Source organism: Blautia sp. 210820-DFI.6.14, from assembly GCF_020558815.1.
Classification (GTDB): Bacteria; Bacillota; Clostridia; order Lachnospirales; family Lachnospiraceae; genus Blautia_A; species Blautia_A obeum.
In genome coordinates this window covers 24,768-41,089 of the sequence record NZ_JAJCKS010000030.1, presented here as the reverse complement: position 1 = coordinate 41,089, position 16,322 = coordinate 24,768, and the positions used below count along the sequence as shown (strand labels likewise).

Here is a 16,322-nt window from a genome sequence, read left to right as displayed (position 1 = left end):
CCTCACTTCGTGAACTGGAACAGCAGATAAGACGGGATATTGAGGACGGTATCGACAGCACAGGCAAGAAAATGACGCTTTGCCAACTCTACGCTAAACAGAACACACAGAGGGCAAACGTGAAGAAAAGCACACAGAAACAACGGGAACAGCTCATGCGGTTATTGAAAGAGGACAAGTTAGGTGCTAGGAGCATTGATACGATAAAACCCTCTGACGCTAAGGAATGGGCATTACGCATGAAAGACAAAGGCTTTTCCTATAACACCATTAACAACCATAAACGCTCGTTAAAAGCGTCATTCTATATCGCCATACAAGACGATTGTGTAAGGAAAAACCCTTTTGATTTCAAGTTAAGTGAAGTCCTAGAAAATGATACCAAAGAGAAAGTCGCATTGACAGAGGAACAGGAACAAGCCCTACTCTCATTCATCAAGACGGACAATGTGTATCACAAGTATTATGATGATGTGCTGATACTGTTAAAGACAGGACTTCGTATCTCGGAACTGTGCGGACTGACAATCATGGACGTTGATTTTATCCATGAGGTTGTGGTTATCGACCACCAGTTACTAAAGAGCAAGGAACAGGGTTATTATATTGAAACGCCTAAGACAAAGAGCGGAATAAGGCAAGTGCCATTAAGCAGAGAAACAATACAGGCATTTCAACGGGTTATGAAGAAACACCCAAAGGCAGAACCATTTGTGATAGACGGACGGAGCAATTTCCTATTTGTCAATCATAAAGGCAAGCCCAAAGTTGCGATTGATTACAACGCCTTATTTGTCCGTATGATAAAGAAATACAACAAGCACCACAAGGACAATCCCTTGCCACATATCACACCGCATACGCTACGCCATACATTCTGCACAAGGCTGGCAAGCAAGAACATGAACCCGAAAGATTTACAGTATATCATGGGGCATTCAAATATCAGTATCACAATGAACTGGTACGCTCATGCGTCCATAGATACCGCAAAATCAGAGGTTCAGCGTCTAATTGCATAGAAGTATTTACCACGATTTTAACCACGTTTGATAGCGAAAATATAAGAAGATAGACCTAGATATGTGAGGTTTACCACAAAAGCAAAATGCCCGTAGAGCCGATAAAATAAGGCTTTGCGGACATTTAAGAAGATATAAAAAGATAGTCAAAAAGACATATATAATTTTTGTACAAATTTTATATTTTATATCTAATTTTTGATTATCCGCATAGATACTATACTTTCACGTATTTTGAAGTATAGAAAAACTATAGAAAATCATTCATTATACCACGATTTGCATTGTAGAACAAATGTTTTTTTATTTTGCAATTCATCTCCCACCTGTAGAGGAAGGAGAATTCTTGCTATATATTCTGTTAAAGTCAGCTTTATGAATTATACTATTTTTCGCAATCTATTTCTTACTTTTCACTGTATTTTCACAATCACATATGAATTTTTATGCATCTGAATATATTTACAAGCTATTCTCTTATTTTCTCTGTTTTTATTCCTGTAAAAAATCATTTATATCACCATCAAAAGAATCTATCTCATCTGCGGCAATATTATCTGTTTTTTCAAATGCGCGATCAATTTGTTCCGAACTCATTTCTTTTTCCTGCTCCTGTTCAATGTATCCCGTCAGCTGTTCTTCTGACAGTCCCTGCTGAAAAAGATAACCGCATTCCGGACATATCCTGACTTTTTTTGATATCTCAGAATCACACGCAGGGCATTTTTTTCTGCCCTTTTCCTGAATTGCCAGATATACAATATCCAACATAAGGAAAACACTTCCTGCAAACCCTATCCAAATATCTGTTTTAAATCCTGCAGCCCGACATGCATAACCAATCAGCTGCACTCCACATATACCGCTTAAAATTTGCACTTGTTTACTACGCACCCACATACCTCCTATTCCAGATCTTCAAACATCTTGTAATTATTTTTTATCAGAAGAACTTCTGCTTCGTCTGCTTTACAATCACCTTCCAGATTTACAAAATGATCTTCCTGCAAACTCTTTTCCAACAGCTGCTGCTCTGAATGATCTTTCTGTATATATGTCCCGTTATCATTTCCAGCATCACTTGCTTTTGCTACAACTGCTGTTTTTTTATCATTTTCTGGCTTTGCTTCTGGTAACAGCTGTTCAGCATCTATTTCCGGAAACACATACGAAAGCAAACTTTTGCCGGACATTTTCCAATATGCCAAAAATGCCCGTACAATGTATTTTGCTTTATTATGCCCACAGGAATTTAAATACTTTACAACCAGCCTGTGCATTTCATCTGTTTCATCAAACCGAAGATTAAAACGATATTCGTCTTTCTTTCCCATTTTTAATCCTCCCGTTCTTTAGCTTCTATCTGAAACTGCAATTTGTATCCTTTAGCATTTGCCTTAGGATCATTAATAATAAAATACTCCCCTTTGAAGCGTTCCCAGACTACCTTGATAATTTCAGACACCAGAATGGCTCCTCCACCCATGAATACAGTCTGTGTTGTTCGAAAGTCAATGCCAAGCTCACGGAACGTTCCGAGCAATTCCGTTACATATCCAATCGTTACCTCCCGGACTCGTTCTTTAAGTTCCTGCATATATCCTGTGTTTTTTCCAAGAATGATGTTATCAATATCTTCTTCATCAAGTGCAATGCTGTATTTTTGGCGTATAGCAGCCCGAATTCTGCCATACAGACATATCACGCCACTTTCCAGAGAATCAACGTGTTCCTTCTCCAATCTTCCGTATCGGAGGATCATATAATCCACCGTAAACCCACCAATATCAATAACAAGAACTTTCGGAAGTTCGGTCAAATGACGTCTTGCTGCCAGCACACAATATGCAGCATAGGCCTGCACATACACTTTCACCTCATGAATCAAAATCTGATAAGAGGTACCGCCATACTTAAAGCCAACCACTTTGCCATCTCTTTGGAAATACTGCTGAAACTTTTTTCGGTACTTTCCGTAATGTGCCGGTGGTAATCCTACCAGAAGTTCTATCTCGATCAGCTCATTAGGTGCTAAAACCGCCTCTTTTTTCATCGTATCCAATTCTTTTGCAATGGCAATCAATGTAAGAATGTAATAGCGATCATCTTCTGTCTTGTCTTCCATGTAAGATATCCTTCGGTTTGTTGTCCTGTAATATTTTCCACCAAATTCAATCACTTCATCGTTTTCTCCAGGAATCGTATCCAATACATCTATTCCTGAATTAAATTCATAATGTTCTGTTTTAATCATCTTATTACCGGTGTCAACTGATATAACCATATCTGTTCTCCTTTCAAAATTCCGAATTTTTATGCGTCTTTTTGTACGTCTTTTCAGCTTCAATATAATTTTTTCGGAATTTCTGTGTCAACAGAATCGCAGAAAAATTTTTTGTACCTCATATTTCCTGAAACTCTTCGCTAAACTGCTTCATCATTTTTTCACATTCACCTTCACAGCCCCAAAGTATACTTCCAACTGCCTCGAATGCCTGATCTCTCCACCGGAAATAAGTAGTTCTGTGAACCCGTGTAAGCTGAGGACAATGTGGTTCCAGTTTATCAAGGATTTCCTCTACATTTTCTGCTTTGTAAGCCGACATATAACTGTAATAGAGCACCCAATAATATCTCTCGCCCTGCGGATGATATTTTCTCATCAGATCAACGGACTCATCCATCAGTTTTAGAAATTTATTGGAATGATTAATCGACTCCACCCGTTCCTTTTCACTTGCAAGATCCGTATCTACATCCATGCCCGCCTGATATAAACTGTCCAAAAATTTATCTACATCGGTTCCATACTCTAACTGAAAATGTCTTTTGACCTGATTAATCTTAATCTGCATTTTCCAATTTACCGAACGATAAATTTTAAACAATTTCTCCACGTCATGATATGCCGTATTTTCTTTTCCCTTAAATTCCTCTGTTATAATGCCTGATCTTCCTTTTGGCATTTCTTTCCACCTTTCTTTCCATATTTTTCATTATAGAACCTCTCCAGTTCAGCATCTGCCTCACTCGCCTTGACCAGACAGCAATATAACCCCGTAATAACACATGCCAATACTACCAAAATCACTAAAACTATTTTCCAGATAATAAGCATCCTCCTCATCAATTATTTTCCCCTCTGTATAGAAAGAATAAAAAAAAGTACCATTTTCTGTAAAAAATAAAATTTTTTTGCAACTTTTTTAAGATTTTTTTGGAATCACACAAAAAACTGCTGTTATCTATGATTTTCACCTATAGATAGCAGCAGTTTTAAACAATTTGATTCTTTTCCCAATAGTCTCAATGCCAACAATCATATGAATTTTTCTAAACTTTATGCTCTGGAGCCTGACTAATACTTTTGACAGTTTTCCAAGACGTAAGAAGTAAGTGATATGCTTTAAAGTACAATCCGACGCCGTTATCTTTAAAACACACAATATACAATTCTCCATTACATCTGAGAATTTCTACCTCATGAACAAATCTATTTGATTCCACAAGATAGGCCGTATCTCCCGCTTTCATCTTCTCTCGCTCCTACACTTAGTATTTCATTCATTCTTTCTAAAATCAGAAGACCTTTATGATCCACAAACGTTTTATCAGAGGCATTTTCAGGAATTTCTTCCTTTACAAGCATTGTAAGCAATGCCGTACAGAGCTCATAATCAGCTTCCGGAACACGTTTCAATTCTTCCACCAAATCAATCGGTTCTGTGATCAGATAGTCCGTATAATTGCTTTTCCAATCTCCTGTTACAGCTAATAATTCCTCAAACTGGTCCTCATACAGATTTTTCTGATTCAGCAATAATTGAATTTTCTTTAGTTTTTCAGTTTTTCTCAATTCACTACACCGCCCCATTTTATCGAATGTATGTTCTTTTTTAATCTTATCACATTCTCTTTCAATAAGCCAGCCCTAATTTATTTTTCATATAAGAAACTCATTCAGACTAATCTGTCCATTTATCCAACTTTTCTGCACTGCTTTATGAACCTTGTCATTTGGCATATCATCACCTATCAAAAATGCTGATTTCGGATTATGATTTATACGATTAAGGCGCACACTTTTTTCATCATAATTTGCATAACAATACTTGCACATATGCGGACAACTATTATAAGCACCAATATCATTTCCCAAATAACATGCACACTCTTTTCTAAGGGATTGTTTTTTCGGCATGTCAAGTGACATATGAATGGCATTTTCATAAATCTGCTGTGTCATACAGCCATTACAGTCTGCTCCAAATGCAGCAAGTTCCGTTCCCTCCCCACAAGGCCGCAAAATCATTTTGTGCTCTGTGGCAATACGTGTCATACGTTCCCCAAGATATTTTCTCTGCTCTTTGGATACCATTTTCACTTCTGGAAAATTCCTTTTTACTTTCTGGTATAAATCAAGAAAACTTATCACGCAATTTTTTGTATACCCTTGTAAAGCCGCAGATATGCCCTCAAACTGTTCCAAATGATACTTGACAATATATTTGTCATCGATAAAAATCGGATCGTATCTCCAGCCAATATGCTCTTCTCCTACAATTTCTGATATCTGCAGAAATGCTTCAATGATTTTTCTTTTACTTACAATTGTTTTAAATAATCCTGGTTCGATGTCTGCTTCATATGGAGTGATTGTGATATACCAGTATGTCCTGTAAGATTTCAGCAAATCCATATACTTCAACATAGGGACTGGATTTTTTGAACAGAATACAATCAAATCAACGACTTCAGGATCAAGGCTATATTCTGTAACCTGTAAAGGATCATAGGGATTTCTCACTCGAACATACCCTTCACGGATTCTATTTGTAAACCATTCGGAATAAAATGCAGGTATATCGGTTCTCATACTTGCATGTATAATCATCCTGCGCTCTCCTCTCGCGGAAGATAAATATTACAATATTATTACAAAAAATCTTTTATGAAGCAGACATTATTTCCGTCTGAAGCATAAAAGATTTTTTTAATGGTTGTATTAAATTTAACTTCATATTACTTAAAAAATAGATAATTGCAAATTCGTTTTCCAATGCCATGCAAATTTAAAAAAAAATGTTTAGGTTGTTTTCCGACGATAATTTTGACCACAGTCTTGTTTCTACTCAGGCATATTTCTTACCACTGAGTACCACTTATCGTTAAATGCTCATAAGTTCAAAATTCTTATAAAGCCTGTATTTATGCGGTTTTTCAACAATACCGAAATTTCACTAATGCATCATCGGTGACATTGCCATCGTTTTATAATTCTCCTCTACTGTTCACTCTATTATCAGTCATAGTCAATTAATTATAATAGCATGTTTAAAGTTTTGATGCAAGACGACGTATTCCGAGATTTTGAGAAAATTCCTCCTCTGGTAGAATTTTCTTTACAAAAAAGTCGAAACTCATGCTATACTTATAAAAAATGATCACAACACATAAAAGAGGTAATTTCTATGAAATACAGAGACGAAATTCATATCGCACTCATGGCACTTGTCTTTTCCTGTGCCATGTTTGCAGTCTATGCAGTTGTCCCAAAAAATGCTGCTGTTGCTGCCAGGGCAAAGGCTACCGTTAAAGAGGCGCCAGAGACAGCTGCAGAAGCAGAGGCTCTTCGTTCCAGCCAGGATGAAGATGCCGGATTTAACATCTATACAGAAGACAACAACTATGACGATAGTTCCGATTCTTCCGACAGCTCCGATTCTTCTGACAGCTCGGATTCCTCCGATCAGGCTACTTATGATCCTGGAACTGATTATTCCGGTGACACCGGCAACGGTGACGTTGCAGATGAAGGCTCTTCCGATCAGGGCGGTTATGATTCTTCAGATCAGATCGATTATCCATCTGATGACGGATCTGAAGACACCTCAACTGATAACAGTTATGATGATTCCTCGCAGGATAGTGGGGATTCTTCTACCGATACCAGCGGCAGCGATACTTCTGACACCACAGACAGTGCCCCTTTTGATATTGCCACCGGAGACAGCAATTATTAAAAAGTAAAAAGAAAGGCAATGAGTACATGAACAAAATACTCAAAGCCTTTCTTTTTTATAGAATTTCTGTTTTTTATAATCAAAGTGATTCCATTTACTTACTCTGTGTTCCTGTAAATCTGCAATTTGCAAACAGTTCATTTACTGCACTCTCATATACCACACATCTCTCGCTTTTTTTAATCTTTTTGGCATATTTCTTACTGTCCGCAAACATTGGTGCCAGATAAAACCAGATTTCTTTCATTTTGAAAAGAACATTTCTATCCCCGGACACTTCCTCACGGTATGTATGATACAGAAGATCGTGAAATCTACGGATATCCGACTGATCTGCTGCCTTTCCGCCCCTGATTTCACGGGCAAGTGAAGGATCTGCGAGAATACCTCTTCCCATCATAAAGCATTCTACATTCGGAAATTGAGCATGGATTCTTTTAAAATCATCTGCCGAAAAAATATCTCCATTATAACATACAGAGTTCTTACTGATGGCAAGTGCTTCACCAAATGCCTCCAGATTCGGAGTATTTTTGTAAAAATCCTTCTGTACTCTCGGATGAATGATCAATTCTTCCATGGGAAAACGATTGTAAATTTCCATCAGCCGTGGAAATTCCTCTGCATCCTCCATCCCCAGACGAGTCTTCACCGATATCTTCATGTCTGTTTTGCTAAAAATCCTGTCCAGAAACTGTTCCAGTTCATCCGGTCTGGTCAAAAATCCTGCTCCGCAACCCTTTGTCACTACTGTTTTGGATGGACACCCAAGATTCAGATTCACTTCCTGATATCCATACTCTTTCAGTTGATTCGCTGTACGGAGAAAATCATCTGCATTTCGGCTCAGTATCTGAGGAACTGCATACATCCCGGAATTATTTTCCGGAGAAATGTCTTTCTTTTCTCTCCCACTGAAATTCAGGTTTTGTTTTGCTCTGATAAATGGAATAAAATATTTATCAAATCCATCAAAACACTGATACAGTGCTTTTCGATAAATATAACTGGTGATTCCTTCCAGCGGTGCAAGGTATAATTTCATGGATTATAAGTTACCAAGATCTACTTTATATTCGTCAGAACCTTCCTGATTTACTGTATAATATGCAGCTCTTCTTTCTGCATTGATATAAATACAGATATCACCTGTCAGTCCTTTTTCTGCAACATCTTTCTTAACTGCTTTCTCTACATCTTTCAGAGATACATTCGTTTCGAAAATTTCAAGAGATACTTCTTTTACTCTTGCACCAGCAGCTTTACGTACTGCTTTTGTTGCCGTCTTGGTTGCAGTTTTTACAGTTTTCTCTGCCTTCTGAACTGCTTCCGGAGCTTTGTTAACTACTTCTTTCACAACTTCTGCTGTTTTTTCAGCCGGTGCAGACTCCTCTACCTTTTTTGCTGCTGCTTTTACAGTTTCTTTTACTTTTGCTGCTGTCTCTGTGATTGCTTCTGTTGATTTAGCTGTTGTTTTTACACTCTTTTTTCTCATAATATTTTCCTCCTGTAAACAATTACAACTACTGTTTGTTGTGCCGCTTCTTCGTAACAGTACCACAAAACATTACAACCTGTCAAATTTATCCGTTTTTACGGTTTCTCCGTTACCATATCCACAATCCGTCATGTCGATTATTCTTCCACCAGAGACCCCATATAATAGAATCCATGACATTCATCCAGGCTTACCTTTACATATTTTCCAAGAAGATCTGCTGTTCCCGGGAAATGTACAAGAAGATTATATTCCGTTCTTCCTGTAAATATTCCTTTTTCCCTGCTCTCTTCTTCTACCAGAACTTCCTGCACAGAACCTTCAAATCTGGAAGAACGAATACGTCCCTCCCGCTGTACCAGCGCAAGCAGGCGGTTAAAACGTTCCTTTGCAACATCCTGCGGTATCTGTTCCATTTCGGCAGCAGGTGTTCCGCTTCTTCTGGAATATAAAAATGTAAATGCCGTGTCATAGCCACATTTAGATACAACATCCAGAGTTTCTTCAAAATCCTCTTCTGTCTCTCCCGGGAACCCGACAATGATATCTGTTGTCAGAGAAATATCCGGAATCGCTGTACGGATCTTATCGACCAGATTCAGATATTTTTCTTTATCATAGCGTCTATTCATAGCTTTAAGGATACGGCTGCTTCCTGACTGCAATGGCAAATGCAGATGATGACAGATTTTTTTACTCTTTGCCATTGTTTCGATCAGTTCATCCGAAAGATCTTTCGGGTGTGAAGTCATAAAGCGAATACGCTTCAGACCTTCCACATCTTCCAGCATTTCCAGCAGCTGAGCAAATGTTACCGGATGTTCCAGTGTCTTTCCATAAGAGTTTACATTCTGTCCCAGAAGCATAACCTCAGATACTCCATCTGCAACCAGACGTTTTACTTCTTTTACGATTGCCTCCGGCTCACGGCTTCGCTCACGTCCACGCACATATGGGACAATGCAGTAACTGCAGAAATTGTTGCATCCAAACATAATATTGACGCCTGATTTAAATGTATAATTTCTTTCTGTCGGAAGATCTTCCACGATCTGATCGGTTCCTTCCCAGATATCTACGATCTGCTGCTCAGACTGGAGCATCTCATAAAAAAGTTCCGCATATTTAAAAATATTATGTGTTCCAAATACCAGATTGACAAATGGATAGGATTTCTTAATCTTATCTACTACATGCTGTTCCTGCATCATACATCCAAAAAGAATGATCTTCATATCCGGATTGTGATCCTTCAGACTGTGCAGGTGTCCCAGTCTTCCGTATACCTTCAGGTTCGCGTTTTCACGAACAGTGCAAGTATTATAGATCACAACATCTGCTTCTTCATTGTCCTGTCTGTGATACCCGATCTCATCCATAATACCGGCCACTGCCTCTGACTGTTTTTCATTCATCTGACATCCAAATGTTGTCAGGCAGTATGTCAATGGACGTCCAAGAGTATTGGATTTCTGCGCCGTCAGTGCCTGCGCAAGTTCTATGAATGAACGCTGACGCAGCGTTTCTTCTGCACTCGTATTCTGTCCTTTAGAGGATTCGTTTGTCATTTTGTATAACTCCTTTGTTTTATAAACATATTAATCACTACCAATTTCTTTTTTAAGCACTATTCTTTAATATACAGGAATTTTTTGTCCAACGCAAGCGTTATAATGCCGTCCGGGATACATTCTTGAAAAATCAGAGTGAAAAAAGATATTCCAGCGGTAGTGTATGTAATTCCTCATATTCTGCCGGATCAGGAACCATCTCATTTTCTCCGCTTCTGCGTGGTATCTCAATTCTGAACGCTGGCTGCCTGCATATTTCTGCATAAAACTGTTCCGGAGAACCATACCCTCGTTTTCCTGTTGGTTCTACATCGTCCAGATGATATTTTGCTTTATCTGCATTCAGTCCTGCCTGTTTTTGCAAATGTCTTGCAAGACGATAGCTTTTTTGATTTGCAGCAAATGACTGCGATTGTCTGAAATAAACAATTTGTCTCTCAGAGTAGCCAAAGGACAAAAGTCCTCTTCCTGTATTTTCCTGAAAAACTTTTATAAGTGCTTTTGTTTCATTTTCACTCGCCGGCTGACTGTGAATTTGTTTTCTTCTGTAGTACTGTGTCGGGAAATTTTTTCGCAGATTTACCCCTCTGCTGTTACAGATAAATTCTTTACATGGAATCTCCTGCATTCTCAGCATCTGTCGATAAATCGGATTCCGGATCGCATAGAAATCTTTCTCATAAATTTCATATCCATCCGGATTCAAAAGTGGAATAAAACAGATTTTCCAGTCTTCCAGTAATACCCGAAGATCGTACAGATTCTCCAGTTTCCATCGGCATTCCCATGCTTTGACATATTCTTTCAGCATATGCATAAGATATATCGGCATACATCGATCCCGTCCACTTAAACCTGCAATACAGAAAACAGTCTCCGCACCTTTTCCAATCTGCACCATTGGAATCATCCTGTCATCATGGCTTTTGCCAATTACCCGAAACTGCGCGATTTCTGTATACCGCCCTGCTATTTCCCACATTTCATAATAAATATTCTCATATGTACAGAATGTCTTGTCCGTATTGATCATCATCTTTCCCTCTGCATGTATAAATAAAAATCATTTTACGGGTTCCTGTACTATTATATGAAAAGAGACAGGCCAAAATGACCTGTCTCTCAAAATATGTACTATTTATTTTCCAATAGTCTTATATATTTTTCTCTTTCTTCATTTGGGATCTTTAATACCTCCATTGCCTTATCTGCAGCTAAATGCATTGTTTCCATCAGATTCCGAAGAGAATCCAAAAGTGCCTGTTGTATTCCTTGTTGTATCCCTATCTGTCTTCCCTGCTGAATGCCTTTTTGTAGCCCTACACGAATAGCTTTTTCTTCTATTCCCTGACTCAAATTACACATATCCGTTACCTCCTCATCAAATTCTTCTGTCATTTTAATTAGAAATTCATCCTCCAAAATGTGTTTTTTATCATCTGCTGTTCTTTCAGACGAAAGCAATACTTCTAATAATTTTAAAATTCCTGAAGAAGAATGTTCTGCGTCTCCAATACAGATAATTACAGCAGTCATTAAATCATATGACGACTTTTTCTCCTGTATATCACCTACCAGATTTTCTTCTGTAATGGAATATCGATTAATTGTATTTTTTCGATATCCCGGTGGATTTATACATATAAAAACGCTGTAAACTTTTTTCACTTCTTCATAATGAGAATTTGTAAATTCAGTATTATACTGTGCAGATACCATCCTACAACAATAGTACACGCTTCTCGTCACTAGCGGATAACCCGGATAAAAATCATTCTGTGCTTCTACATCAATAATCAGTGTAATCATTTCACCCGATTTCGGCACAATCGCTCGAAAACGAATATCATAGGTTACTGTTCCTTCATTGATGCTTATATCCTCTGTATTTTCTCCTTTTATCATGGGAATTACTGACATCTCATCACGATGCAAAGCTGTCTTTGAAATTTCCGGATTTCCTTCTATGTAATTACCCGCAATTTCTTCAACACTGTAATTCCTGTACTCTGACAGACAGTTTTTCATAATCCATGCAAGAATTTCCTTATTTGCAAGTAATTTCTTGCATACATGATCATAAGCTGCCTTTTCTCCTGCGGTAGAAAGCATTTTTGTCAAATTACTTTCTTTTTTCATCCACCACAGCCTTTCATTTAGCGCTATATGTTCTGACTATAGTATAGCACATTTCGAGCTAAAATGGTGTAAAAAACAATAAATAATCTATAAAATTTTACTGCTGATTATGAAAAGAGACAGGCCAAAATGACCTGTCTCTCAAATCTTTTTGTATTTAACCAGAGTTAAATTACTGTTCTTCTTTTTTACGTTTGCGAACAACGATATATCCGCCTGCCAGTAAGGAGAGTGCTGCCAGTGCAGACATTGTTCCGATCGGTGATTCATCGGCTGTAGATACCGCAGATTTGGATTTGGAACCTGCATCTTTCTCAGATGCTGCAGCAGTTGCTGTCAGTTCTGCATCCGCATCATCACCGGAGCCGCCATTTCCACCATTATCGCCACCATTATCCGGAATTGGTGTTCCAGAAAGTTCTGCAATATATGCATTCCACTCTTTATCACTGATTGAAGCCGCTGTGAAAGTAAGTGCCTTTCCGTTACTTCCCGTAATATATTTAATATCCTGTGGTGTAGCATCTTCCCATTCTTTTCCATTATAAACCTGTTTTTTCAGGAAAATATAAATATTATAGCTTGCACCGTCTTTAATACCTTTACCAGAACCAATTCTCCAGGTTGTATTCTGCTGTTCTGTCGTTGGATTCTTCTTTGTACTCCAGTATACCGGATACCATCTCTCATCTCCCTGAACAGGACTGGTATTATCCATACCTGCACCAGTTACAGTGAATTCATAGAATTTACCTGGGAAGAACTTAAGTTCTCCATCAAGACCAGTAACAGTACTTTCACTGACCTTATATGTTTTTGCCGGTCTCGTAGTAGTGGTTGCAGCAGCTGCCGGACGTTTCTTCTTAAAACTGCTACCGTTTAATTTTACAACACTCATTTTTGCTTTTGCTCCGGAATCCGGTTTTGCACAAATTACCAGCCAGGAATCTTTTTCCGGAACTTTTACCGCTGTCACATCAAAGCTTCCACTTGTGGACATTACATTGGTAGCATCGTTTGCGACATACATGTTCTGGATTGTTTTAGTATCTGTTCCTGCATCTACAAAGAAATAATACCATTTACAAGGTCCATCTGTTGTCATCTGCAATGTTACTGTCGTATGGTCTTTCCATTTTAAAGTACCGCTCTTATATTTCAGTGTCAGCGGTGCCGGAGTTGGTGTCGGTGTAGCAGTTGCTTCTGCTGCCTTTTTCTGTAATGTAGCAGAAAGGCCATTCTCTGCTAATGCCAGTGTATAATCTGTAGTATCATATTTAATCTGACCAACTGCTGTATTAAAATCTGCTGCTGCAAAATTCTCCACACTCTTAACAGCAACCTGCTTGTCTGCCGCCTTCTCCTGTGTAAAGGAGATATCAGAATTTGTCATCGCACCTGAAACAACCAGTGCAGAAGTTCCTGCCAGATAGATATTAGCCGGCTGATTTTCTTTTACAACTACAGTTCCCTGTACTTTAATATCTGAATCACTGTATACAGCACCTTTTGCTCCGTTATTTCCTGTAATTGTGCCGCCTTTTAATACAATATTTCCGCCAACATTTGTGATTGCACCACCGTTCGCTGCTGAGTTATTTTCTTTCAGTGTTACGCCGGCATCCATTCCAAATGCAGCACCTGTACCAACAGAAACGATGGATCCCCCTACAGAAGCACTTTCCTCATCACTGATCTTACCGGAAACCGTAAAGGATGCTCCCTCAGCGCCTTCTTTCACATCAAACTGAAGTTCTGCATTCTCTCCGGTTACTTCAAACATATCATCCGTAAACGCATTGCTTGTTCTTGTGATCGTTACTGCATTCGTCGCTCTGATGCACACTTTCTTATTTGCCTTCACAGTTACCGTATTCTCAAGTTCAATCTGTCCAGATACTTCGATTACTGTAGCATCTCTATTTGTTTCAGCGTTATACTCCGGAGCTGCATTGATTGCATGCTGGATCGTATCGAAATATCTTACTTTATCTTCAGCACCTTCTTCTGCAGCCTTCATTGTGATAGATATTGCTGTCGGCTTTGTTGACTCACCTTCTGCTAAAGTTGTTTCTTCTCCGGCTTCCGGTGCTTCTGTTGTCTCTGCCGCAGGTGTTTCCTGTACAGCCGGTGTCTCTTCTGTAGTCTGCTGTGTCTGCTCTGACGGTGCTGCTTCCTGAGCCGGTGCCTCTGTAGCCGCTGCAGCTTCCTGCGCCGGTGCCTGTTCTGCCGGTGCCTCTGTAGCTGCTGTAGTATCTGCCGGTGTTTCTTCTGCCGGTGCTTCTGTAGCTGCTGCAGTCTCTCCATCAACCGGATTTTCTTCTGATGTCTCCGCTGTAGCTGCCACATCTCCTTCTGCAGCAAATACAGCCGCTGGTGCACTGCTTGCTGCAAGTGCTCCTGCTAAAATAATCGCATATAACTGTTTTCGTCTCAATTTAAATCCTCCCATGGTGAGTATGTAAATCTTACCCTCGGCATGTACTTAAAACTTTTTGCTTTATTGGATCATTACGAAATAATTTCTTATAAAGCCCAAAAGTTTACATGTCTAAACTGTAAATTATTATACACACGCATCCAGTAATTGTCAAATCATAGATACTGTTCACTTTGTTCACAGTATCTATGGTCAAAATGCATTCCAAATCACCTTCGGTGATGGCATTTTGCCCTGTATGTCTCGGGATTTTGTCATATTCATGCCAAAACACCTCGCGGAATATTACCTGTGAATAGTGACTCATGTATCCTGTGTTCTGTGCAAAGCTTATCGACAAATATCGATCTGCCATTCCCTGTTACTGACGGATCTGTCCATTTCCATAGATGATATATTTGGTAGTTGTCAGTGCAAGCAGTCCCATCGGTCCTCTGGCGTGAAGTTTCTGGGTACTGATACCGATCTCTGCCCCATATCCGAATTCAAATCCATCGGTAAATCTGGTAGAAGCATTGACATATACCGCCGCTGCATCCACTTCATCCAGGAATTTCTGGGCATTGGTATAATCATTGGTGATGATTGCCTCAGAATGTCCTGTATTGTACCGGTTGATATGTGCAATAGCCTCGTCTACAGAATACACTACTTTGATTGATAATATGTAATCCAGATATTCCGTTCCCCAGTCTTCCTCTGTGGCTGCAACAGCCCCCGGCATCAGCGTCATGGCTTCTTTATCTGCGCGCATCTGTACATGCTTTTCTTTCAGACGGTTTGCAAGAACCGGCAGCAATACATCTTTGATATTCGCATTTACCAGAAGTGATTCGCAGGCATTGCAAACTCCAACTCTCTGTGTCTTGGCATTCATAATAATATCAACCGCCATATTCAGATCAGCACTCTCATCCACATATATATGGCAGTTTCCTGTGCCGGTCTCGATGACCGGAATCGTACTCTGATTAACAACTGCTTTGATCAGTCCCTTGCCGCCTCGTGGAATCAGCACATCCACGTATTCATTCATTTTCATAAACTCTGCAGCAGTCTCACGGGAAGTATCCTGGATCAGCTGAATTGCGTTCTCTGTTATGTCATTGGCTTTCAGGGTTTCCCGAATACACTTCACGATAGCTTCGTTTGAATGGATTGCATCACTGCCACCCTTCAAGATCACTACATTTCCGGTCTTAAAGCAAAGGCCAAAAGCATCCGCCGTTACATTCGGACGTGCTTCATAAATGATTCCGATCACGCCAAGCGGTACCCGTTTCTGTCCGATGAGCAGTCCATTCGGACGTTTTTTCATCCCGGTTACCTCACCGATCGGATCCTCCAGCGCTACCAGCTGCTGCAGACCTTCTGCCATTCCCTGAATTCTTTCCGGTGTAAGAAGAAGTCTGTCTACCAGTCCTTCCGGCATATTGTTCTTTTTTCCATTCTCCACATCAACAGCATTGGCTTTGATCAGCTCATCTGTACATTCCACAAGATGTTCCGCAACTGCCGCAAGCACCTGGTTCTTTTTGTTTGTGGTTATGGTCCGCAGCATATTTTCAGCTTCTTTTGCATTTTGTCCAAGCTCTAACAGCATTTCATTCATAGCATAACCTCCCCGGG

General features: G+C 39.4%; 16 protein-coding genes. 2 read left to right on the top strand and 14 right to left on the bottom strand.

The window, feature by feature from the left end; all coding sequences use genetic code 11:
- The coding region (locus tag LI112_RS15615) for a site-specific integrase (protein WP_227191016.1) at positions 1-1,022 on the top strand (1,022 nt) is incomplete at its 5' end.
- A 492-nt stretch (positions 1,023-1,514) separates the two neighbouring features.
- On the opposite strand, the gene LI112_RS15610 is transcribed toward LI112_RS15615, so the two are convergent.
- The 7 genes from LI112_RS15610 to LI112_RS15580 all read right to left on the bottom strand — a co-directional run bounded on the left by LI112_RS15610 (position 1,515) and on the right by LI112_RS15580 (position 5,916).
- A complete protein-coding gene (locus LI112_RS15610) occupies positions 1,515-1,916 on the bottom strand; it encodes a zinc ribbon domain-containing protein (protein WP_055056179.1) in 402 nt (133 codons plus the stop codon).
- An 11-nt stretch (positions 1,917-1,927) separates the two neighbouring features.
- Positions 1,928-2,356, bottom strand: coding sequence for a hypothetical protein (locus LI112_RS15605; protein ID WP_005424182.1), 429 nt, complete (start codon positions 2,354-2,356; stop codon positions 1,928-1,930).
- A gap of 2 nt (positions 2,357-2,358) precedes the next feature.
- Entirely contained in the window at positions 2,359-3,306 is a 948-nt protein-coding gene (locus LI112_RS15600) for a ParM/StbA family protein (RefSeq protein ID WP_005424183.1), read from the bottom strand.
- Between the two features lie 118 nt (positions 3,307-3,424).
- The gene (locus LI112_RS15595; RefSeq protein WP_005424184.1) at positions 3,425-3,988 is read right to left on the bottom strand and encodes a hypothetical protein; all 564 of its coding nucleotides are present in this window, start codon (positions 3,986-3,988) and stop codon (positions 3,425-3,427) included.
- Positions 3,961-4,140: a hypothetical protein gene (locus tag LI112_RS15590; RefSeq protein WP_226844680.1), complete on the bottom strand. Its 180-nt coding sequence runs from the start codon at positions 4,138-4,140 to the stop codon at positions 3,961-3,963. The genes LI112_RS15595 and LI112_RS15590 overlap by 28 nt, the downstream gene beginning before the upstream one ends.
- 375 nt (positions 4,141-4,515) lie before the next feature.
- Positions 4,516-4,878, bottom strand: coding sequence for a hypothetical protein (locus LI112_RS15585; protein WP_227191014.1), 363 nt, complete (start codon positions 4,876-4,878; stop codon positions 4,516-4,518).
- Positions 4,879-4,965: 87 nt separating this feature from the next.
- Complete coding sequence (locus LI112_RS15580) at positions 4,966-5,916, bottom strand: DUF1848 domain-containing protein (protein ID WP_227191013.1); 951 nt, start codon at positions 5,914-5,916, stop codon at positions 4,966-4,968.
- 577 nt (positions 5,917-6,493) lie between these two features.
- Between LI112_RS15580 and LI112_RS15575 the strand changes: the two genes are divergently transcribed.
- Complete coding sequence (locus LI112_RS15575) at positions 6,494-7,045, top strand: hypothetical protein (RefSeq protein WP_138343985.1); 552 nt, start codon at positions 6,494-6,496, stop codon at positions 7,043-7,045.
- Between the two features lie 94 nt (positions 7,046-7,139).
- Here LI112_RS15575 and LI112_RS15570 read toward each other — a convergent pair whose 3' ends face one another.
- The 7 genes from LI112_RS15570 to LI112_RS15540 form a co-directional block, all read right to left on the bottom strand.
- Positions 7,140-8,090 (bottom strand): tRNA-dihydrouridine synthase, encoded by a 951-nt coding sequence (locus LI112_RS15570; protein ID WP_227191012.1) that lies wholly within the window; start codon positions 8,088-8,090, stop codon positions 7,140-7,142.
- Positions 8,091-8,093: 3 nt separating this feature from the next.
- Positions 8,094-8,540 (bottom strand): DUF6465 family protein, encoded by a 447-nt coding sequence (locus LI112_RS15565; protein WP_022388731.1) that lies wholly within the window; start codon positions 8,538-8,540, stop codon positions 8,094-8,096.
- Between the two features lie 140 nt (positions 8,541-8,680).
- A complete protein-coding gene (miaB, locus tag LI112_RS15560) occupies positions 8,681-10,111 on the bottom strand; it encodes a tRNA (N6-isopentenyl adenosine(37)-C2)-methylthiotransferase MiaB (protein WP_055056171.1) in 1,431 nt (476 codons plus the stop codon).
- A 133-nt stretch (positions 10,112-10,244) separates the two neighbouring features.
- Positions 10,245-11,150: a M14 family zinc carboxypeptidase gene (locus LI112_RS15555; protein ID WP_227191011.1), complete on the bottom strand. Its 906-nt coding sequence runs from the start codon at positions 11,148-11,150 to the stop codon at positions 10,245-10,247.
- A 98-nt stretch (positions 11,151-11,248) separates the two neighbouring features.
- A complete protein-coding gene (locus tag LI112_RS15550; RefSeq protein WP_227191010.1) occupies positions 11,249-12,253 on the bottom strand; it encodes a hypothetical protein in 1,005 nt (334 codons plus the stop codon).
- A gap of 172 nt (positions 12,254-12,425) precedes the next feature.
- The gene (locus LI112_RS15545; protein ID WP_227191008.1) at positions 12,426-14,690 is read right to left on the bottom strand and encodes a hypothetical protein; all 2,265 of its coding nucleotides are present in this window, start codon (positions 14,688-14,690) and stop codon (positions 12,426-12,428) included.
- 364 nt (positions 14,691-15,054) lie between these two features.
- Positions 15,055-16,296, bottom strand: coding sequence for a glutamate-5-semialdehyde dehydrogenase (locus LI112_RS15540; protein ID WP_055065715.1), 1,242 nt, complete (start codon positions 16,294-16,296; stop codon positions 15,055-15,057).
- Between the last annotated feature and the right edge of the window lie 26 nt (positions 16,297-16,322).